This window comes from Bradyrhizobium stylosanthis (assembly GCF_001641335.1).
In the GTDB taxonomy this organism is placed as follows: domain Bacteria; phylum Pseudomonadota; class Alphaproteobacteria; order Rhizobiales; family Xanthobacteraceae; genus Bradyrhizobium; species Bradyrhizobium stylosanthis.
In genome coordinates this window covers 30023-50986 of record NZ_LVEM01000010.1, presented here as the reverse complement: position 1 = coordinate 50986, position 20964 = coordinate 30023, and the positions used below count along the sequence as shown (strand labels likewise).

21 protein-coding genes are annotated in these 20964 nt (G+C 59.8%); 15 read left to right on the top strand and 6 right to left on the bottom strand.

Annotated elements, in window-relative coordinates:
* Positions 1-117 precede the first annotated feature (117 nt).
* Positions 118-855 carry a DUF72 domain-containing protein gene (locus A7X65_RS39500; RefSeq protein WP_063694814.1) on the bottom strand — a complete coding sequence of 246 codons (738 nt, stop codon included), beginning with the start codon at positions 853-855 and terminating at the stop codon, positions 118-120.
* A gap of 1262 nt (positions 856-2117) precedes the next feature.
* Positions 2118-2390 (bottom strand): hypothetical protein, encoded by a 273-nt coding sequence (locus A7X65_RS43490; protein ID WP_063694813.1) that lies wholly within the window; start codon positions 2388-2390, stop codon positions 2118-2120.
* Positions 2391-2755: 365 nt separating this feature from the next.
* Here A7X65_RS43490 and A7X65_RS41210 point away from each other — a divergent pair, with 365 nt between their 5' ends.
* Together A7X65_RS41210 and A7X65_RS42380 are read left to right on the top strand one after the other, a co-directional pair.
* Positions 2756-3721 carry a sensor histidine kinase gene (locus A7X65_RS41210; protein WP_156528453.1) on the top strand — a complete coding sequence of 322 codons (966 nt, stop codon included), beginning with the start codon at positions 2756-2758 and terminating at the stop codon, positions 3719-3721.
* A gap of 240 nt (positions 3722-3961) precedes the next feature.
* The gene (locus A7X65_RS42380) at positions 3962-4387 is read left to right on the top strand and encodes a hypothetical protein (RefSeq protein WP_145658318.1); all 426 of its coding nucleotides are present in this window, start codon (positions 3962-3964) and stop codon (positions 4385-4387) included.
* A gap of 38 nt (positions 4388-4425) precedes the next feature.
* Here the strand turns inward: A7X65_RS42380 and A7X65_RS39485 are convergent, their stop codons facing one another.
* From A7X65_RS39485 to A7X65_RS39475, 3 genes are read right to left on the bottom strand one after another with little or no spacing between them, the layout of a single operon-like run.
* Positions 4426-5148 (bottom strand): SOS response-associated peptidase, encoded by a 723-nt coding sequence (locus A7X65_RS39485; protein WP_063694812.1) that lies wholly within the window; start codon positions 5146-5148, stop codon positions 4426-4428.
* A 2-nt stretch (positions 5149-5150) separates the two neighbouring features.
* A complete protein-coding gene (locus A7X65_RS39480; RefSeq protein ID WP_063694811.1) occupies positions 5151-5600 on the bottom strand; it encodes a hypothetical protein in 450 nt (149 codons plus the stop codon).
* Between the two features lie 18 nt (positions 5601-5618).
* Positions 5619-5996, bottom strand: a complete 378-nt coding sequence (locus tag A7X65_RS39475) for a hypothetical protein (RefSeq protein ID WP_063694810.1) — start codon at positions 5994-5996, stop codon at positions 5619-5621.
* A 167-nt stretch (positions 5997-6163) separates the two neighbouring features.
* Between A7X65_RS39475 and ku the strand changes: the two genes are divergently transcribed.
* The 13 genes from ku to A7X65_RS43760 all read left to right on the top strand — a co-directional run bounded on the left by ku (position 6164) and on the right by A7X65_RS43760 (position 20181).
* Entirely contained in the window at positions 6164-7090 is a 927-nt protein-coding gene (gene ku / locus A7X65_RS39470; protein ID WP_063694809.1) for a non-homologous end joining protein Ku, read from the top strand.
* A 617-nt stretch (positions 7091-7707) separates the two neighbouring features.
* Positions 7708-10845 (top strand): acetoacetate--CoA ligase, encoded by a 3138-nt coding sequence (locus A7X65_RS39465; RefSeq protein WP_167358346.1) that lies wholly within the window; start codon positions 7708-7710, stop codon positions 10843-10845.
* A 296-nt stretch (positions 10846-11141) separates the two neighbouring features.
* The gene (locus tag A7X65_RS39460; RefSeq protein ID WP_063694863.1) at positions 11142-11606 is read left to right on the top strand and encodes a fasciclin domain-containing protein; all 465 of its coding nucleotides are present in this window, start codon (positions 11142-11144) and stop codon (positions 11604-11606) included.
* A gap of 432 nt (positions 11607-12038) precedes the next feature.
* Positions 12039-12494 carry an Hsp20 family protein gene (locus A7X65_RS39455; RefSeq protein ID WP_063694807.1) on the top strand — a complete coding sequence of 152 codons (456 nt, stop codon included), beginning with the start codon at positions 12039-12041 and terminating at the stop codon, positions 12492-12494.
* Positions 12495-12570: 76 nt separating this feature from the next.
* Positions 12571-12870, top strand: coding sequence for a hypothetical protein (locus A7X65_RS43485; protein WP_082885235.1), 300 nt, complete (start codon positions 12571-12573; stop codon positions 12868-12870).
* Between the two features lie 10 nt (positions 12871-12880).
* On the top strand, positions 12881-13159 hold the full coding sequence (locus A7X65_RS39450) for a hypothetical protein (protein WP_245324073.1): 279 nt from the start codon (positions 12881-12883) through the stop codon (positions 13157-13159).
* The gene (locus A7X65_RS39445; protein WP_063694806.1) at positions 13156-13335 is read left to right on the top strand and encodes a hypothetical protein; all 180 of its coding nucleotides are present in this window, start codon (positions 13156-13158) and stop codon (positions 13333-13335) included. Before A7X65_RS39450 ends, A7X65_RS39445 begins: the two co-directional genes overlap by 4 nt.
* Positions 13336-13889: 554 nt before the next feature.
* Positions 13890-15380, top strand: a complete 1491-nt coding sequence (locus A7X65_RS39440) for an ATPase domain-containing protein (protein ID WP_208608650.1) — start codon at positions 13890-13892, stop codon at positions 15378-15380.
* Entirely contained in the window at positions 15377-17923 is a 2547-nt protein-coding gene (locus tag A7X65_RS39435) for a response regulator (protein ID WP_245324072.1), read from the top strand. The genes A7X65_RS39440 and A7X65_RS39435 overlap by 4 nt, the downstream gene beginning before the upstream one ends.
* Positions 17924-18834: 911 nt before the next feature.
* Positions 18835-19017 (top strand): hypothetical protein, encoded by a 183-nt coding sequence (locus tag A7X65_RS39430; protein ID WP_063694805.1) that lies wholly within the window; start codon positions 18835-18837, stop codon positions 19015-19017.
* 95 nt (positions 19018-19112) lie between these two features.
* Positions 19113-19301, top strand: coding sequence for a hypothetical protein (locus tag A7X65_RS39425; protein WP_145658324.1), 189 nt, complete (start codon positions 19113-19115; stop codon positions 19299-19301).
* A 167-nt stretch (positions 19302-19468) separates the two neighbouring features.
* Positions 19469-19900, top strand: coding sequence for a pyridoxamine 5'-phosphate oxidase family protein (locus A7X65_RS39420; RefSeq protein ID WP_063694803.1), 432 nt, complete (start codon positions 19469-19471; stop codon positions 19898-19900).
* Between the two features lie 143 nt (positions 19901-20043).
* Entirely contained in the window at positions 20044-20181 is a 138-nt protein-coding gene (locus tag A7X65_RS43760; RefSeq protein WP_347336402.1) for a hypothetical protein, read from the top strand.
* A 186-nt stretch (positions 20182-20367) separates the two neighbouring features.
* On the opposite strand, the gene A7X65_RS39410 is transcribed toward A7X65_RS43760, so the two are convergent.
* The gene (locus A7X65_RS39410) at positions 20368-20601 is read right to left on the bottom strand and encodes a hypothetical protein (protein ID WP_063694801.1); all 234 of its coding nucleotides are present in this window, start codon (positions 20599-20601) and stop codon (positions 20368-20370) included.
* Between the last annotated feature and the right edge of the window lie 363 nt (positions 20602-20964).

The following is a 20964-nucleotide window of genomic DNA, read 5'->3' as shown; positions in this document are numbered from 1 at the left end:
GCTGAAGCGCTCAATCGATCAAACGGATCAAGGTTCCTAGAGCCATTTTCGGTGGATGTTGAAGACACGTGCAGCGAGGGCGAGGATTGCGGACCAACCCCAGATAAGGCATTTCGATCACCTGCGCCCGACCGACAGCAGAGCCTTGAGCGCAAGTGCGTCCGCCGGAGCGGCGCTTTTTTGATCGTTGTCGAAATACACGAAGACGTCGCAGCCTTGCCGCCGCCACGACTTGATGCGGCGGGCCCACTCCTGAAGTGTCCTCCTCGAATAACGCCCATGATAACGTCCGGATGGGCCGTGACCTCGCAAGTACACGAAGTCTGCCGTTCGCTTCCAAGGTGCCGGGGCATCATGGTGGTCAGATAGACATAACGCGATGTTTTCGTCGGCAAGCATGCGAAAGATGTTCGGCTGATACCAACTCGGGTGACGGAACTCGAAGGAATACCTACGCTTGGACGACAATAGTTTGAAGAAAGATGCGAGGCGGTTGGCATCGGCTTTGAATTGAGGAGGAAGCTGAAAAAGAATGGGACCGATCTTGCCCCGTAAGACGGAGATCCGGTCCTCGAGTAGCTCTAGGCTGCTTTCGGAGTTATCCGAGAGACGCTTCCAGTGCGTAATGAACTTCGAGGCCTTCCAAGCGAAAACAAAGCCTGCGTGCGTCTGATCGTGCCAGGCTTTTACCGCTTCGCGGGTTGGCGTCCGATAAAAGACACCATTGAGTTCGGTCGTATCGAATTGGCTCGCATAATACGGCAGTTGGTGTTTCTGGCGAAGGTCCGCCGGGAAAAACGGGCCTCGCCAGGAGTCGTAATGCCAACCGGATGTACCAACCAAGATCTGCGCCATTCGGGCAACCTCTTTAATCAAGCCCTCGGAGGTTGTCGGCGAGCGTGTCGCGAATCGGCAGTCGCACCGCATCGAATCCGCGGAGGTTGTTCATCAGCGCGATCTCTCCTTGTTGTCGTGCCGTATGGCATGAGCCATCAAACGTAGCCTTGGATCGCTGGATGATCGCAGTTCGACATCGGCCGTGAGCACCGCGCCCGAAGATGCATTTTTCTCCACTCTGGGAAGCCACCACTAGGGCGATGAGGGTTTGCAGATGGCGCCTACCGGCGCGCCACGAGAACTCCAAGCACGAAAGCTACCGCTAATGCCGGAAGTGGTGCTTCCCGGACAGCATTGCGGAGGATGACTTTCCACTGGCCAGGCGGTTGTCCGTTGTCCAGCGCGTTCCGAATCTCATGCGCGGCGTCTCGTACGGCCGCGGTTGTCTTGGAAAACGTCGACGGTTCTCCGGATTGGCTCTCGGTCATGGCGCATCTCCCTCGACCAGCTAAACGGACCGATGATGGCGTTGTTCCTGTTCTCACGAAAAGAGCCACTTTCGGTCCGCGGGATCGCTCAGCTCGCGGCTGCGAGAACGCTGGCTTCCGGCGCCTTCCTCGCGTGTCCAAAAATGAATGGTTAAGGAAAACGCGCCGGATCGAGCCTGAACCACCCCGTTATGGAAACGGCTGACCCCACGGCCATGATCGTTGGGGACATGTTACTATTTCGGGAAGCTAATGGAATCCGTGCGATCTCACCGTTGTTCGCAAGAGGCCCCCAACGCGCGCGGTATATGCCAGCGGCAGACCCCGCGCTTATGTATCGACAGTACCGACCTCCACACCATCCTTGCCAACATCTTCATGTGCTCCTTGATTTCTGACGTGTCACCTCCTTGGCGGTGCACATGCCGGGAACAGGTTAGTTGTCAGCGCGTACCGATGCGTTGATGTCGCGGGCAGAAACCGGAAAAATGCTCCGCGTCCAACATCCCCATAGCGTCCGGTTGTCACCCGGCATGTGCGTTCGACAACTCATCGTCAGCGCGCTGGTTGCTAAAAGCCCCTTGGATGACTTCGATCCGGAGCAGTTCGAGGAATACTATCGAAGCGAGTTGAAGAACGGTTTGCGGGGACGGATAGAAACACGAGCTTCTAGGCCGAATATGAATCGCGACGCGGGCTTCGATATCGTCCTGAAGCAGCGCGGCTCCGGCCGGCGGAGGTTGTGGTTTGCGAGGCTGGTGGAGCAGTTTGTGATGTCCGGCAAAGGCCGCGCTATCTCGCGGTTTCCGGCGAACACTCGGGGCAGGTGTCCCCCACGGAATCGAGAACATTCCGTACCTCCGCGACTGCCTCTTCCGGCGAAAGACCCGCGGGTGGATACTGACGGGCGAGATCGATGGCGCGCTCTCGCGCATGAGGGTCGGCTCGATCGTTTGCCCAGCCGTGTTCCTCGCACTCGAGGATGGCGCCACTGTCTTGCAGCAAGCTGATGGCCCATCCCCGCAGCGTGCGGACTGTCGGCCGCCGTTCCTTCGTCATCAGCATCGAGATCGCTCCAGCAGAGGACGAATCCTTCCGCCCACCGTTGTGTTCCTAGCGGTTAGCACGTAGCAGGGATTCGGAACGGCAAGGCTGAAGCTTGTCCACGTGTTCCGCGCAGCCCGCACAACGCGGGCAAACCCTGTTCTTCTCCGGCGAGCGCCCAGCCATACCGATGGGTCAGGAACTCTGCAGTATTTGTGCTTTGAGGTGAAAGTAGAAGTCGGGCATAAGGACCTGCGTGAGACATCCTCGCATTTCCGATGGTGGGATCATTGGCAAATCGGTTCCTTGAAAGGCATTTTAAGGTGGCCGGACGATTGCTGCGGATGCGTCGGGAACGGCATCGCTAAGCCGGCGGTTTCACTCCCATGAACAGGCTCTATCCGCTGGTATTGGAGCATCGGCTTCCGACTGCGATTCGATATGGCATCTCCTGCTGCGTCATGGTGGTTTGTGCTCTTTTCCAATTGGCGCTCCAGATGCAGACCGGGTGGCCGGGATATTTTCTCTTGCTTCCCGGCGTGTTTGTTTCCGGCCTGGTTTTCGACCGTGGCTCAGGTGTATTGGCGGCCGTAATCGCAGTTTCGGCGGGAGCGTATCTGAGCTACGCGGGCGCAGTGGGGCTCGACTTCCTCACCGCGAACGTGCTCTTCGCGATCACCGCCGCAGGAACGGCTGCCGTCGCCGAGTTTCAGCGCGCCGAGCTTAGGCGCGTCATGCTCGCAGACAAGACCAAGGCCCTGCTTCTCCAAGAGATGGCTCATCGGACGAAGAACAACCTTGCCATACTCGGCGGCATGATCCGCCTGGAAGCGAGGCACGGCGGGCCCGAGGTCGCTGCGGCACTTCAGGCCACTTCACGTCGGGTGCAGGTTATGGCGGAGGTCTACGATCACCTCGCGATCAAGGAGGAATCGCGCTCTGTGGACATGCGCTATTTTCTGAACGATGTCGTCGAAAAGGTATTCCAATCCTTGGCGCCGTCCGGACCCGTAGCCTTCAAAGTGCTCTGCGAGAACTTCTCCCTGCCGCACAATCAGGCTTTGGCGGTCGGCATCATCGTGAACGAGCTCGTTACGAATGCGCTGAAGTACGCGTTTCCGGACCAGAAGGCGGGTTACGTGACGGTGGAGCTGTCGAAAAACGAAGGACTCAATTTGGCAGTCTCCGACAACGGGATCGGGTTTGACGAAACGACGGAGTCGGTGGGATTGGGTTCGACAATTGTTCAGTTACTCACGCAGCAGCTTGAGGCCGAGTTAACCTATCAGCGTCTGGATCCGGGTCTGCGCGTTATGGTGCGGGCGCGGTCAGGCTTAGGCGGATCGCACTGACGGCCCGGGTGAACGGTTTGTCGCGGTCGCCCCTGTGATTGCCTCGCTTTCCCGACCGGAACCAACGTGAATGTGAATTGTTGTCGGCTGCTCAATTCAGGAAGTCATGATGAACGAATGCGTTCGATCGGTCGAAGCCACTCGATGATCTGGAGCGAGCTTCTGCTGATGGCTTGCCAAGCTCGATCATCAAGTCGCCAGACCCGGACCGGTGGTTGTGACCCCACCTAAGAGTTCGACGTGACCATCTCGAAGGGCGTCATCACTCATCCGAATCTGGTCCGATCTCACGGAAACGTCGCGGCGAACGGCGCCGTAAGGGCTTCCGTCACCGTGCACGACAAACATGCCGCCGGCGTTGGGCGGTTGCAGCCGACGCGGGGAGCGGGATCGTGGAGCGGCTATTCCGGTTCGGCCAGGTGCAGTGGCGTTACAGAAGACTTGATGGACAAAGGCAATAAAAGCGGTCTGCGCGACGCGAACTTGATCAATCATTTGAGCGTGGAATGGCAGACAGCCGCCCAGGTCCAGCGTCTGTCCGGAGGAAAGCGCTGGAGGTCGCAAAAGCGCTGGATCGTCTTTGGGCGATGGGGAAAATCGATCGAGAGACGTTGGACATCCTGTCGGAGCGAGCCGAAGAGGAGAAGGCGCGAAACTGCGCCGTAGCAGGTATCGACGCAGGAAGGTGGGACCATTAGGCTGCGTCAAGTTTTGGTGGCAGGATCTTCTTTAATGCCGCGAGCTACGATCTTCAGCGCACCGTCCGCCAGCGGTCGCTGCAGCTTGAGTGCTTCGTCCGCCGGCGCCGTCATCCACGTCTCGACCTCTTCCGGCGTCGTCAGGATCGCGGGCATCGCCTTCGGGTGGATGGCGCCGACCTCGGCGTTCGGCTCCGTGGTCAAGAAGGCATAGAGGTCGTTACATGTCTCACCTTCCTTGACCTTCCGCACCGAGGTCCAATTCGTCCAAATGCCGGCGAAGCAGGCGAGAGGCCGGCTTTCGTCGAGCGCGAACCAGATGTCGCCGCCTTCGGCCTTGTTGAACTCGCTGAACGAGTTGAATGGGACAACGCAGCGATTCTCGGGGCCTAGCCACCTAGTCCAGTGTTTGCTCTTCACGTTTCGGATGTTGGTGGTGCCGCTGTCGGGCTCCATCCGGAGCAATTCCTTGAAGTCGACGGTCTTGCCTTTGGCTTGGAGCTTCTCTGCCCGCTTCTTGGTCGCGTCCATCAGTGCCTTCGACGAGGAAGGCATACCCCATCGCGCTGTGGTCAATTCGCGACCGTCGGCGCCGGTCCGAACGACCGGCGCCATATAGTCGGGAAACACGCCGGGCATCGGGGCCAGGTTGCCGACGTAGCGGTTGACGACGCGGAATAGCGCGCTGATCGCATTCTGGTTAGTGGTGATCGAGTAAAGATTGCACATCGTCACGTCTCGGAAGAAGCGGGGCGGGGGCGCTGCGCGAGCTGGAGCAACGTCGCGGCAGGACGGCGTCCCGCCTTAGCACATTTGTTGCAGCGGAGCCTGCTGGACAGGTCATGGACAAACGTGGTGGCGGCATGCGGTAGCACAGCGAGGTCAACGTCACGTCGCGTCTTGCAGCGCGAGCATTGGATCTCAAGCCAAGAGTAGCCACCGTTGATCGCCTGGTCGATGGTCGGCGAGGGATCGATTGGCTCGCCGTTTGCCCACATGCGCTCGTTCCAGCTCTCACACAGGAGGCGGTCTGCTTGCTTGATCAGCGCTTCACCTTGGGCGCGAGCCGCTGAAGACTTCGCTGCCAGAATAGTGGTCATCGCGCGTGCTTTGCCGAGCTCCTTGCCAAGGGCTTTGCGGTCGCCGCCGGATAGGGGCGTCGGGTGGTGCTTCGGAGCCATGAGCGCGCAGGTGGGTGGTCAAACGGGGCAGAAGGCCGGCCAACAGCCGTCCTCCTCGTGGCGGCCAGTACGGTTCTGGCAAGTGCTGTCCAGCAATCGCCGCGCGACCTCCTTCCAACCGGCCTGCGGCCCGTAGAGGCGGACCGCGTCCACCTTCTGGATTTCAACGATGCGTTCGCACCTGTGGCAGGAAACGCGCAGGACGTGCTGCGGAAGCTCGCAGAGGCGCGGGCGAGGGCTCGAACGTCCCGCATCCGCTATCAGGACTTGGGCATCGTCGAGTAATGCGCGCCAATATTCATCCGGCATGTCATCACTCGGCCCAAACGGGCGCTGGCTCGCGATCTCTCGACCCATTGACCTCGCAAGCTTTTCCATCTGTTTTGGGGTGGGCATGCGCCAACTCGCAGGTCGATCGTTCATGTCGGAATTAGAACATAATGAGAACGAAAGTCGAGTCCTGCTCAGAGTGGCTGATCGATTTATTTGTCTACGGCAGTGTCGGAACCGACCGCTTTCGATCGTCTTGAATCCAAGCCGTCCAAAACTGGAGTTCCGCGTACATGGCCCCCCGCGCCAACTGGAAAGGCTTCCTTCGTCTGTCCCTCGTGAGTTGCCCTGTGGCGCTTTACCCCGCGACTTCAGAGTCCGAAAAAATCTCCTTCAACCAGCTCAATCGGCAGACGGGCCACCGCATCAAGTACCTCAAGGTTGATGCGGACACTGGCGACGAGGTGCCAAACGAGGACATTGTGAAGGGCTATGAGCTGGAGAAAGGCCAGTTCATCGAGGTCACCAAGGAAGAGCTGGAAGAGGTTGCGCTTGAGTCTACCCGCACGATCGAGATCGACGAGTTTGTCGATAAGACCGACATCGATCCGCGCTATTTGATCCGCCCCTATTACTTGCGTCCTGACGGCAAGGTCGGCCACGACGCATTCGCTGTGATCCGCGAAACCATCCGTGAGATGAACAAGGTCGCGATCGGCCGCGTGGTCTTGACCAATCGCGAGCACATCATTGCTCTCGAAGCGATGGACAAGGGGCTCGTCGGAACGCTGCTGCGCTACCCCTATGAGGTCCGCAGCGAACAGGAATACTTCGACGAGATCCAGGACGTCAAAGTCACAAAGGACATGCTCGACCTCGCCAGGCACATTGTGAACCAAAAGGCGGGCACGTTTAATCCCGAGAAGTTCGAGGACCACTACGAGAGTGCACTAGTCGAACTGATTAACGAGAAACGAGCCGGAAAGGTAATCCGTCCGAAGGAGCGGCCGAAGGGGGAGAACGTCGTGGATCTGATGGAGGCCTTACGACAGAGCGTGGGTAGGGAAGCCGCTCCAGCGAATGGAGGTAAGCCCGCCAAGAAGGCGAAGAAGGCTGCTGCCGGCCAGAAGGAGATGTTGATGCCGATAGCCGGCAAGAAGCCGGCAAAGGAAACGGCTGCGAAAAAGGCGGCAAGCAGGTCACAGCGTAAGTCGGCCTGACGGCCCGGCGCTGTAGCCTGGTCAATGGCGTTGCAAAAAGCCTAAGCGGCAAGATCGAACGATGCGATTAACGCGCGTACGTCATTGGCCAAATCGCGATAGTGTTGGCCCGCCCGCTGGTATAGCTCGCGATTGCTTCCTTCCGATCGACTAGCGATCAGATCGCACTCCGCGGCGAGGTTTTCAAAACGTTCCAACTTGGCTTGGAAACCACTCATTGCTCGCCCCACTCTCTACTCAAGGGACGGCGACGATAATCGCCCAATCGGGTCTGCTCAAACATATTCCATGTTGCAAGTGCGAAGTCTCGTCATTTCCCATGGTCTATCGGCGGTTGCCGGTAAGTCATGGGTCACGCAAAACGTGAAGTACGTGATGTCCGCGCACCCGAATTAAGTGTCGCGCGCCTTAGGCCGCAGGCCTCCGGCCTGTACCAAATCCAGAATGCGACTTGTTGTCGGTATTACGGAGTACTCCCGCCAGCCTGGGGCTCGTTGCGTCGATCCGACAAATACCCCATCTGGATGATTTTTTCACGGGATGGGAAGCCTATCCTGACGTTCAGGTACCTCAAAGGTTTCTTGTTCCGTGCCTTCGGGGTGAGGGGGGAGGAAGTAGTGTTCCGTCCCGATGCGCATGGCGTCGCACAGTCTCAGCTCACAGCCTTCCGCCAATGGTGTGAGGTCCGAACGGGGCGGCAACTGCGCGATCACGCTGCGATGGACCGCTTCTCGGTCGAGGACTACCGCGGCTTCTGGCGATACTTCCTCGAATGGTCGGACTTGCCGCGGGACGGTGCAGCCGAGCCTGTCTGCGTCGGCGATGCCTGCGAGACAGCGCGCTTCTTCCCGGGTCTCCGTCTCAACTACGTAGAGTGTCTCCTCACCGGCAGTACCGACCAGCCGGCCCTGACCGCGTGCCATGCCGACGGCAGCTGCGAGCGGTTCACGCATGGTGCGTTGCGCCTCACCGTTGCTCGACTGGCGAAGTCGTTGCAGGGCCTAGGGGTGCGCCCAGGCGACCACGTCGTTGCCATCGCACGCAATAATGCCGAGACGGTCATTGCCTGTCTGGCGACCACCGCCATTGGCGCGACTTTCGCCAGCTGCGCGCCGGACATGGGCGTGCCTGCCATCATGGCGCGCTTCGCCCTTCTCAAGCCCGTGGTGCTCTTCGGCTGCCTTCGAGCGGAGCGATGGGATGCTGGAGTTCCCGTCGCCGACCGCGTCCTCGAAGCGGCGGCCGACTTGCCGAGCCTCGCGGCGATCATTGCGCTGGACGATGGCTCGCTTGATCTCGACGAGGAGATGGCACCGCTGCACAGTCTTACCGACCTGCTTTGTGATGTAGATGTTGGCAATGATGAGCCACGCTGGCCCCGTCACCCATTCAACCATCCGCTGTTCACGATGTTCTCTTCGGGCACCACGGGCCCGCCGAAGTGCATCCAGCACGGCACCGGCGGCACGTTGCTGGAGCATCTGAAAGAGCACCGGCTGCACTGTGATCTCAGGCCCGGTGACAAGCTGTTCTTCCAGACCTCCTGTGGTTGGATGATGTGGAATTGGCAGCTCTCCGCGTTGGCTTCGGGCGCCGAGATTGTCCTTTATGACGGACCGCTCGCGGCGGCAGACACGTTCTGGCGGATCGTTGCCGAGGAGCACGTGACCGTTTTTGGCACCAATCCTGCCTATCTGCACTTCTGCGAGCAGAGGGGTTTCTGCCCCGGCCAAGTGTTCAACCTTTCCGCCTTGCGCGCCATGCTCTCGACTGGCTCCATCCTGTATCCGCGCCAGTACGACTGGGTCAGCAGCAAAGTGAAGACGTCAATCCCACTGCAGTCGATCTCGGGTGGCACCGACATCATCGGCTGCTTCGTCCTCGGCAATCCGGATCTGCCGGTCCATCGCGGCGAGGTACAGTGCCGCAGCCTCGGCCTTGATGTCCGCTCGCTGCCGCCCCCCGACGATCCGCAGGCAAGAATTGGCGAGCTGGTCTGTGCCAATCCTTTTCCCTCGCGCCCACTCGGCTTTCAGGGCGATGCCGACGGCACGCGCTTCCACGCCGCCTACTTTGCTCAGAACCGAGGCTTTTGGACACATGGCGATCTGATCGAGGCCACGCCTCAGCGGGGCTGGCGCTTGCACGGTCGTTCAGACGGCGTGCTCAATGTGCGCGGCATCCGCATCGGAACGGCGGAGATTTACCGCATCCTCGATGACATCGATGGGATCGTCGAGGCGATGGCGGTCGAGCAACAAGCCGCAGACGAGCCAGGCGGCACTCGCATGGTCCTTTTGCTCGTGCTGCGCAAAGACGTGGTGCTCGACAAGCCATTGACCAGGTACATCCGCGCGAAGCTTGCACGCTGTGGCTCGCCGGCTTTCGTGCCGGCCTGTGTCGCACAGGTCGAGGCGCTTCCCGTCACCTTTAACGGCAAGCGTTCCGAAGTCGCAGCGCGAGATGCGCTGAATGGCCGCTCTGTACGGAATCGGGATGCCCTGCAGAACCCGGAATGCCTTGGTGCCATTCGCAACCATCCGGTTCTCAGGGGACATCGAACCCTCAGCGCGTCTCCGGAGCCGGCCGCGGCCAGCCGGATGATCCCCGACCCCGAGCGGCTGCCGAGAGACCTGCGGGCAATCTGCGAGCGCGTGCTGGACATTGCTCCCATCGGCTTGTCCGACAACCTTCTGGACTCAGGCGCTGACTCCCTGGCCTTGGTGAGCCTACTCCTCGAGATCGAAACCTATGCGGGGCAGCCAGTGCCGCTTTCGGCCTTTCTGTGCGCGCCGTCAATCGAAGGGCTGTCTGCAGTCCTCTCCGGCGCGGAAGCTCTGACGGATCGGCAGCTTGGGCGATCGGGCCTGTACGTCCGTGCCGTGGGCCCTGAGGACGTGGAGCGGGTCTGCCGCTTTCTTGAAGAAGCGTTTTGCGAGTCGCGCATCGAGGCGACGTCATGGCGCCGCCTGTTCAATCATGGCTGGTCGGATCACGAGCGGGGCTTCATGCTCTTCGACGGCAGCGCCCTGGTCGGGTTCATCGGGGCTGTTGCAGCCTCGCGGCAGGTGAACGACGCGACGATCCTTGTCCGCAATCTGTCTTCCTGGGTTGTAAACGCGCAGTACCGCGGCTGGGGCATGGCATTGCTCGCCTCGATCCTGGACGACGCGAACGCCACATATACGTGCTTTACCGCGCAGCCGTCATCCTGGGCTGCCCTCATGGCGCAGCGCTTCAAACCGCTGGAATCGCAACGCATTGCCATGCCGCCATTGCTGCAGGCCGCGACCTTGTTCGCCTCGACCCGGGCGCTGGTCTGCTTCGATCCGGTGCTGGTCCGCGAGAAACTGACCAGCCACCAAAAGCAAATCTTCGACGATCACGCGCCCTACGATTGCCTGCAACTCGTCATCATCGACGGGCCCGATCACGCTTATCTCGTGGTGAAGCGCCGCGAACATCGTCTTGCAGCGAGCCGGTTGGGAGGGCTGGCACGGTTTCTGCCGCGGCTAATCCCCTATTCGGACATTCTGCATTGTAGTGCACCGGCTCTTTTGATGCGGCATCTCGAGTGCGTCAAGCTCGCGATCCTGCGCCGGCAGCGAACGGCAGCACTCGTCGCGGAGACGCGACTCTTCCCAGTCCGGCCACGTGGCGTGGTACTTCCGATGAGCACGTGCTTCCGCTCGCCATTGACCGTCGCCAGCGAACTCGACAGGCTTTATTCGGAAATTGTGCTCCTGCCCATATGAAGGAAGATATTCGCCTCAATCATCAATGTTCGGCTTGGCCCATCTGCGAAGTTGCGAGCGGCCCGTCAGGCGCGGCTGCCAACGATGATGCTTCGGCGCAGCGTCTCGATCATCTGATCCGTTAAATTTATCGAAGGGCAGTGATCCAGCCGTCGCGAGCCTTCGTATCATTTGGGCCGATCGAAATCGATCGGACAATGGATGCGCGATGGGGTGCATCCATTGCCTCGGCTCGCCTCCCACATCTGGAGTATTTGATGACGCCCGCAATCCGCTCATTGGTGGCCGGAGTGGCCATGGCCGCTGCTCTGTTTGGTCCGTCCGCTGCACGTGCCGCCGACATCGTGGATACGGCGGTATCCGCCGGCTCCTTCACTACGTTGGTGACGGCAGTGAAAGCCGCAGGTCTTGTGAATACCCTCAAGAGCAAGGGGCCGTTTACTGTGTTCGCGCCAAACGACGCAGCGTTTGCGAAGCTGCCCCCAGGCACCGTCGAATCACTATTGAAGAACAAAGCCAAACTGGCGGCTGTTCTGAAGTATCACGTCATTCCGGGGCGTGTGAAGGCTGCCGATGTTTCCGGTAAGTCGCTGAAGGTCGTAACAGTTCAGGGCCAGTCCGTCAGCGTGGATGGAAGTCTCGGCGTTCGCGTCAACGATGCTCACGTCATCCAGCCGGACATAGAAGCGTCGAACGGCATCATCCATGTCATCGATGCGGTACTGCTGCCGCCGGAGCGCGCTAAGAAGATGCACCACTAGGGCTCGCCGAATGATAACTGGCCGCCGCGGCTGCCAGTTTACGATCCGGCCTCGAGCGGCTTCGGCTTCAACTCAAAATCCGCAGCCGGAGCGAGTATTGCCTGGCGTGCTGCCGATTTGGAGACATTTGAATTGGCATAGGCCTATCCAGAGGGGGCCATAAGGCGGCCTATCGAACGCGGCGACAGCGTTCTTTGCAATGACCGCTTCGGCTCGCACCGGAAAGGGCGAGTGCTGACCTGTCCCAGTTAACCGTCTTGGCCGGGGGGCGAAAATTTTTTTGCTTGGCCCCTTGAAACTTTTTTCGACTTTTTCAATTCTATGGGCGTCATCAAACGATGATCGGGATGCCGTCAGGGTCCCGTAGTTGAGACGGGCACCGGTCGTGTCCGGTGCCGCTCGTAACCATTTTGCTCCCTGGAGGATCTGGCTATGCGCACTGTAGATTTTTCGCCCCTGTTCCGGTCGGCCATCGGCTTTGACCGTATTTTCGACCTTGCCGAAGCCGCCCAACGCGTGGGTGAGGAAAGCTATCCCCCGTACAACATCGAGCGCCTCGACGAGAATCGCTTCCAGATCTCGGTCGCGCTCGCCGGCTTCAGGCCGGACGAGGTCGATCTTACGGTCGAGCAGAACGTGCTCACCCTCGAGGGCCGCAAGGGCGACAAGGAGGGCCGCACCTTCTTGCATCACGGCATCTCGACCCGCAGCTTCAAGCGACAGTTCACGCTCGCCGACCACGTCGAGGTCAAGGGCGCGCGCTTCGAAGACGGCCTCCTCGTCATCGACCTGCAGCGGGAGATTCCGGAGGCGAAGAAGCCGCGGCGCATCACCATCGGCGGCTCTTCGCAGGGCAATCTGACTCAGATTGAATCCGAAGCTGCCTGAACGGCCTGACCGATCAATCGAGCCGCGCGGGCGAGCCCCGCGTGGCACCCCACTCGTCATAGAAACGGAGGTAACCATGCGGCCGACGACCGCTCACGACAAAATTGTCGATCTCCACGCCGTCTTCGAAAGTCCCTGCGAGATCGTATCACATCCGACGCTGTGCTTGGCCGAGAAGCGGGCGATCCTTGCGTCATGGGCCTCAGACGCTTCCGCCATGCCGTCCTGTCCGTCCTTGCGGGCGCCGCAGGAATTAAAGGCTCCCGTGACAATCGACCAAATCCTCGAAGCGCTCTGCGCGCTGGACCATGTCCCTCGCGATCCGCCAGGCGGGAAACCCATGCGACTGCGCCGGACAGAGCGCGCTGCAGCCTAGGAGGCCGGTCATGGAGATGATTCATCGGTCCGCCGGACTTTCCGAACGCTATCTCGAAACAAGGATGCTCGATGAACAACTCGCTCGCATCCGGGCGCACCGCAATAATATCCAGCGCTATCGGCGACTCGCCGCGACGCATCTGTCTGATCGTGAGCGCCAGTTCGTTGAAAGGCGTCTTTCGGAGGAGCAGACCGCGCTTGAGGCTTTGACCTCCAGCTCTTATCAGGTCGCCTTGACGGCGCGGGCCAGTGCCGAGCCGCCGGCGAGCCTAGAGGCGGCGTCATGACAGACCTCCGGGCCGTCTTGATCCGCGGCAGCGAAAAGATCATCGACCACTACCGCCTTCTTCTGACGCGGGCCAGGACCGAAAAGGAGAGGGACCTCTATTTGACCCGCATCGAGCGGGAACAGCGCCTTCTCGATCAGTTGCAACGCGGTATGTCAGAGCGGATGGCTGCATGAGTTGGGTGAACGACGACGACGGCTTTACGGCGTTCGACATCGTGACGAAACGTCGAGGACGCAGTCGTTGGAAGTGGGCTGTACGGGCGAACGGTGGAGGGGTCGTGATGTCCGGCTCTGATGCAGTCGCGCGGCGGCCCGGTACAAGGCCGCGCGCGCTCTGTTTCTTCTGCTCTGCGCAATTGTGCCGGCGATGGCTGAGAGAGTTAAACCCCAAAAAACATCGACGATTAATCGGACGAGGGCCTGAGGTTGCCACTTGCGCCGGACTGACCAAGACTCTTGTCCGGCCACGGTGGTTGTGGCGATCAAATTGCTTCACTGAGTTAATTAATTCAAGGTAGAAGCGCTAGGCGTCCGATCGTTGCGGCCACAGGCCCGCGGGAACCGAGGTCGCGGCGAGGGCGTTTGTGCTCGTGGGCTAGGCTCTCGCCAGCCTTCCATTAGACAGCCAATTCCGGGGTCGCTGGTGCACCAAATTCATTTCCGCTTGGCACTCATGCCTGGTCGATTCCGGTACTTTATGCAAATGCAGCAGGAAACAGGGCAACCGTGTGTCGCGACGGATCGAAGATCAAGCTAAGACAGGTATTCAGGGGTTGGATGATGTGCTCGGGGGAGGCCTTCAGCGTGGGCGGGCATTCCTCCTTGAGGGAGCACCAGGCACTGGAAAGACGACAGTCGCGACGCAGTTCCTTATAGCGGGCGCTGAAGCTGGAGAGCGTTGCCTCTATATAACCCTATCAGAAAGCGAGACCGAGTTGCGCGACGGCGCCGGCTCGCACGGGTGGAATTTGTCGGGCGTTGAGGTCTTTGAGCTCATACCGCCAGAGAACCTCCTCGACGAGAACCAGCAGCAGAGCCTGCTATATTCCTCTGATCTGGAGCTCGGCGAGACGACGAAGCGCATCTTCGAAGCCGTCGAGCGAGTGAAGCCGGAAAGGGTCGTGCTTGACAGCCTCTCCGAGATAAGGCTGCTGGCCCAGAGCTCGCTGCGCTACCGGCGCCAGATCCTGAGCCTTAAACACTATTTTTCAAGCGTCAACGCGACCGTTCTCCTTCTAGACGATCTGACCACTGATCTGAATGACAAGACGGTACACTCCGTTGCACATGGCGTGATCCGGCTCGAAGAAACCGCGCCCGAATACGGCGCCGAGCGGCGACGCATGCGCGTTATAAAGTATCGCGGGCGACGTTTTCGCGGCGGCTTCCACGATTTCACGATCGCGACAGGGGGCGTTCAAGTCTTCCCGCGGCTTGTATCGGCCGAGCACCAAGCGACGTACTCTCGTGATGTTCTCAAAACTGAATCTGGCGAACTTGATGCTCTTTTGGGCGGTGGTGTGGAGCGTGGTTCGAGCGTCCTCGTTCTCGGACCAGCAGGTACGGGCAAATCGCTACTTGCTCTCACATTCGTCCAAGGCGCAGCCAATCGCGGCGAGCGGGCAGCCATGTTCGTCTTCGATGAGGAATTGGGCATCCTTTTCAAACGCGCGAAAGGACTTAATGTCGATCTGCAGGCGATGGTCGATGCCGGCCATCTCATTATCGAGCAAATCGATGCAGCCGAACTGACGCCGGGCGAGTTTTCCTCCCGCGTACGGCGCTGCGTCGAGATACACGGCGCTCAGACGGTTATAATTGATAGTCTCAACGGCTACCAAGCCGCGATGCCCGGCGAGCACGCCCTGGTTCTTCATATGCATGAGCTCTTGCAGTACCTGAACCGCCAAGGTGCCACGACATTTCTCATCGTTGCTCAGCACGGGCTCGTCGGTGACACGCGGGTGCCAGTGGACGTCACCTATCTGGCCGACACCGTAATCCTGCTACGCTATTTCGAGGCTCTTGGTCGTGTGCGCCGGGCCATCTCGATCGTCAAGAAGCGGACCGGTTCTCATGAGGACACGATCAGGGAGTTCCTCATCGATCGGCGCGGCCTCACGTTGGGCGGCCCGCTGACGAACTTCCAGGGTGTCTTGAGTGGTGTGCCCGCGCTGGTCGGCGAGGAGGCGCAGCTGCTCAAGGCGGAGAAATCGTGAAACGTAGCACTATCTCGGAGCGAGGACTGGTACTTGCGCCGCGAGGGCGCGACGCGCTACTTGCGTCGACGATCCTGCGCGAGGCGCGAGTTACCGCTGATACGTGTCCGTCGTTGCCCGCGCTCATCGCGGAACTGAATGCTGGCGCCGGCTTCGTCGTTGTCACCGAGGAAGCATTAGCTACGGCAGACCTCGCGCCTCTCCGTGCCTGGCTGGTCGATCAAGAAGACTGGTCGGATATGCCCTTTGTGCTGCTGACGACTGGAGGCGCCGGTCTGGAGCGCAATCCGGCCGCGCAGCGTTTTCTCGAACTGCTGGGCAACGTTACGTTTCTGGAGCGTCCCTTTCATCCGACGACCCTCGTCAGCCTCGCGCGCGCGGCCCTGCGGAGCCGGCACCGTCAGTACGAGGCCCGCGCTAGGCTCGAGTCGCTGCGGGCGAGTGAAGAAAGATTACGGCTCGTCGTCGACAGCGCCGAGGACTATGCCATCATTACCACCGACCCAGAGCGCAGCGTGACCAGCTGGTCAGTAGGTGCGGAGGCGATCTTCGGCTGGAAGGCTACCGAGATGATGGGTCGCTCAGCCGACACTATCTTCACGCCCGAAGACCGCGCATCGAGGCAGCCCGAAGCTGAGATTGACACCGCACGTAGCAACGGCATCGCCGCTGACGAGCGTTGGCATCAGCGAGCCAACGGCTCGCGTGTGTTCCTGAGAGGGTCAATGCGGGCCCTCCCTCGTGACGACTTAGGGCGCGAACGAGGGTTCATTAAGATTGCGCGGGACGAGACGGACCGAAGATTGGCCGAAGCGCGCCGTGTCGCGCTGCTTGAGCTATCTGACCGCATTCGTGACGTTGAAGATCCGACCGAACTCTCTTACGCCGCGGCCGAGATACTGGGGCGAACGCTAGGCGTAAGCCGGGCAGGCTACGGCACGATCGACAAACAGGCCGAGACTATCAGAATCGAGCGTGACTGGAACGCGCCTGGAATCAGGAGTCTCGCCGGCGTACTGCGCTTTCGGGACTATGGTTCGTATATCGAGGACCTCAAGCGTGGCGAAACGGTGGTGTTCCCCGATGCAGAAAAGGACCCACGCACCGCGGCGACCGCTCAAGCTCTGAAAGCGATCAGCGCGCAATCCGTCGTCAACATGCCTGTAACCGAACAGGGCGGGTTCGTCGCATTGCTCTACCTAAATCACGCAACGGCGCGCGAGTGGACGCTCGACGAACTCGAGTTGATCCGCGAAGTCGCTGAGCGCACGCGAACCGCCGTCGAGCGCAGGCGTGCTGAGAGGGAGATTCGGGAGCTCGCTACCTACCTGGAACAACGCGTTGCCGAACGTACCGCCGAACTGATGCAGGCCGAGGAGGCCTTGCGACAAGCTCAGAAGATGGAGGCAGTCGGTCAACTCACGGGCGGCGTAGCCCACGATTTCAACAACCTGCTCACTATCATCAAGAGCTCCACTGACCTGTTACGTCGTCCCGGTCTCGCTGAGGAGCGCCGGCGCCGCTATGTGGACGCGATTTCCGATACGGTAGATCGAGCCTCGAAGCTCACCGGTCAACTTCTCGCTTTCGCCCGGCGTCAGGCGCTCAAACCGGAGGTGTTTGACGCCGCCGATCGCGTGCATGCCATTACCGATATGCTCCGGACGATCGTCGGATCGCGCATTCGTATCGAGACGGAGATATCGTGTGAGGACTGCCTCATCGAAGCCGATGCTAGTCAATTCGAGACCGCGCTGGTCAATATGGCTGTGAACGCGCGCGACGCGATGAACGGCGAGGGCTTTCTGCAGATCCGGATCGACGAGATCGCCGCGATGCCGCCCGTACGCGGCCACGCCGGAAGTCCCAATCCTTTCGTCGCCGTGTCGCTGACTGATTCGGGCTCAGGCATCCCAATGGACAAGCTCGCCCACGTCTTCGAGCCGTTCTTCACCACGAAGGAAGTGGGTAGGGGAACGGGCCTGGGCCTTAGCCAGGTCTACGGCTTTGCCAAGCAATCGGGCGGCGATGTCGCAGTCGAAAGCGAAGTGGGCCGGGGCACCACTTTTACTCTCTACCTTCCCCGCGCCGCGGGCGGTGCAGCATCTGAAAAAGAGCGACCCGAGATAAACATCAATCAAGTCGACACGCTGACGGAAAGCGACCGCGGTCCCCGAGTGCTAGTCGTGGAAGATAATATAGAAGTTGGACAGTCTTCCACCCAGATCCTGGCCGACCTCGGCTACGACACGACCCTTGCGACGAATGCAGCAGAGGCGCTTAAGCTTCTCGACGAAGCCGACAGGTTCGACGTGGTGTTCTCCGACGTGATCATGCCAGGAATGAACGGAGTTGACCTTGGTCGAGAGATTCGGCGCCGCCACCCCCAAGTGCCGGTTGTTCTGACCTCGGGTTATAGCGAGGTCCTCGCCGAAGAGGGCCGCCATGGGTTCGACCTCGTTCAGAAGCCCTATGCGGCCGAGGAACTGTCGCGGGTTTTGCGGCGAGTGACGCGGGTTAAACGTATCCGAGATGCCAGATAGAAATAGGTGGTTTGCGTGCAGTGACGCCATCGGAAAGCATCCTGCGATCGCGCCCGCAGTCAAGGCAGCCCTCCGAGGTTAAAAATGAACTCGGGGCAGTGCTGAGCGGCGGAGCGCCAGCCGGCCTGGCGCTCCGTTGCTATCGACCAATGCGTGAATTGTGTTCGTCAAGCTCCACGGGACCTACCCATCGATGGAGGCTCGTTTCCAAGCCTTTGCCGAACCGGTACGTCAAGTTCGGAGTTGAGCGGCCCGAGCGCCTTCCGAGGCTGGTCGCGAGGAGAGCGTGGGGACCGCAACGCACTGACTCAACTCTGCGCGCCAGGGCGCATCCTTCGCCCCGAGGCTCATTGCGTGCTCTAACAAATCTTTGGCTGCAGTCTGTCGTCCGGTAGACCCAGCACCGGGCCTGGGGGCTTGGTTGGTGCTGGGCCGACGCGGACAGGCTCTCGCCTCGTGGGACAGAGGCAGTCACCGCAGACATAAGCAGGCCGCCAGCAGCTAGTTCCTGACGGTCATCCTGAAACGAAACGGCCCCAGCTCCGCGAAAAGCTGGGGCCGACCACCTCCCGAGTGGTGCGTCATTCGTCCTCATCCAGTATCGGGAAAACTCGGAAAGATCCCCGGAGTTCCGAGATTATCTTAAGTTATGTCTGACCGCAGCTGTCGCCTTGGTCCCGCGAGAAGCGCGTTAGTCCGCCCGTTGGGGTTCCAATTGCATGTCCGCGCCGCACCAAATCCCGAACTGCCTCTGCCCGGCGAGATAGGCTTTCCGCAAACGGAAGTTCGTCAATGGCCCACAGGTCGTCGAACTCTTAGGCTGACAGTCGATTTAAGCATTATCATGAGTATCCTAAGTTACTTTTTGAACCGAAATAGCAGCTATGGATTAAGCGCTTACGGCGTGGTTGATGGGCATCGAACGAATGCACTCGCCCGCATACTGGCAAAAGCGGGCAAAGCAGTTCCAGCTGAAGGCCGACAATGTCGAGGAGGGGCGGACTAAAGAGACGCTCCGCAAGGTCGCCGAACGCTATAACGACCTTGCTCGGCGAGCAGAGCGAATCCGGCCTGCCAAAGAGGCTGCAGAATAGGGTCCGCCTAAGTCGTCGTGCTCCGGGCGGCCAGAGGCCCGCGCACGGCCGCCACCATAGCGGTATGCTTTTGCACCGTGCAGGGTGTTTGGATCGTGATGAAAACCGCAGAAGAATGCTTGAAGCTCGCAAGACAGTACCAAGATCAAGCCAACAAATCCGGCGTCTCGCCAAGGATGGCGAGCGTACTCAGGAGCATCTCTGGCAGCTTTGTCGGGCTTGCCAGCCAATATAATCTTCTCAAAGAGATTGCCGACGATGAACGTCGCGGGCCGATGCAGTGAGGCCGCCTCAGGTGGCCGCCGTCGGTACGGGCCACGTACCATTCGTATTGCGACGCACCGCCCTTCGGATGTCGCGACCACCAACGACCCAGCCTATTGGACAGATCTCGTGGGTCAGGAACGGGCGGGCCTCCTCGTGGTTTGAGTTTGTACACGGAGAGACTGATATGAAGCAGAGAAGACTCGCTGATATCGCAAAGGAAATGGCCGGGATCGATATCGCGATCTTATCCACGCATACTCAAAACGGTGAAATAGCCAATCGCCCCATGAGCAACAATGGCGACGTGACCTACGACGGCACGTCCTATTATTTCACCTACGAACAAGCCCGGGCGGTGTCGGATATCCAACGAAATCCAAAGGTGGCGCTCGGCTTCTCGTCCGAGTCCGGGCTTTTTTCGAAAGGGATTTACGTAGCCGTCGAAGGCACTGCGGAATTAATCCGAGATAAGGCGGCCTTCGAACAGCACTGGACGAGCGATCTCAATAAGTGGTTCGACCAAGGCTTGGATACGCCGGGCATCGTCTTGATCAAGATCAAGGCGAACCGCGTGACTTACTGGAAGGGGCGGGAAGAGGGTGAGGCCGAGCTCTGAGCGGATGGCGGATCCTCGACTGGTTCTTCCGCGACCGTAAGACGGGTGGGATCACAATCGCGCAGTGGCCCAATCTCGTCTTATGGACGGTCATTGCGTCCGGCATTCTGCTCTGGGTATGGCCTTCGGCCGGTAGATTCAGCATGGCACTGATGGTGGCTTTCAAAGGTGGGCTGCTGGTCTGGGCCTCCGACGAGATTTTGCGTGGCGTGAATCCCTGGCGGCGCTGCCTCGGTACGGCAGTAGCCTTCTACGTGCTCGCAACCGCCTTCCTGCCGTGAGGCCGAAGAGAGCGGCGACAAAATATCTGTATCCCGTCGCGCCGCTCATCTTGAACTCGTTCATCGTACGAGAGCGCCATAAGCGGCCCGTCAAACGGTTCTCGTAGTCTTGGACGCCCTTCTGCGCGCTCCCGAGGACCCTCGCGAAGTGACACGGGAAGCCTAAGTTCTTCGGCGGTCCCGGCTCTAAAGAGGCAATCGTCCTTGGTCTTCTGACCAATCGATAATGTCGAAATACATTCCTCTCTTCAGCATCTCGGCTTCAAGATTTCCGGCGTGCTGCTTCCAGTCCGGCGTCTCACGAATTCGGAAGCGCGGTGGCTCGCCTGCGGCCTTTTGCGCATCATCGGACAACAGCGCCCCACGAACGCTCTCGTACAACATCGTCAGGCTGTCATTGGTGAAGGCGCGATAGTCCACTCAAAAATCCTCATGAAGCGCTGGACCATATGCCCGGTTGATGCCTTGAGCGTGGTGAACCGTTGATGGATGGGAGAAGCCCCGCACATCGCCGGGGCTGGTTTGACGATGGCGGGGCGTTTTTATGCAGCGACTCACGCTCACCTGCATATCGCGTTGTTGCTCGTGACTGACTACGCGTTCTGTAACATTTGTTAGGTTCGCTGCCATTTTTACCCGTTTGGAACAAATGTGCAGTTTGGTACTTAGGAACCCTCGGATCACCGAGGTTTTAGTTATGACCAATCAGCAGGAATTGCGGCCTTCAGCGGCGCCGCTACCCGCAGCGCCTCCGTGCCCAAACTGCAATATCCCGGCGCGCTA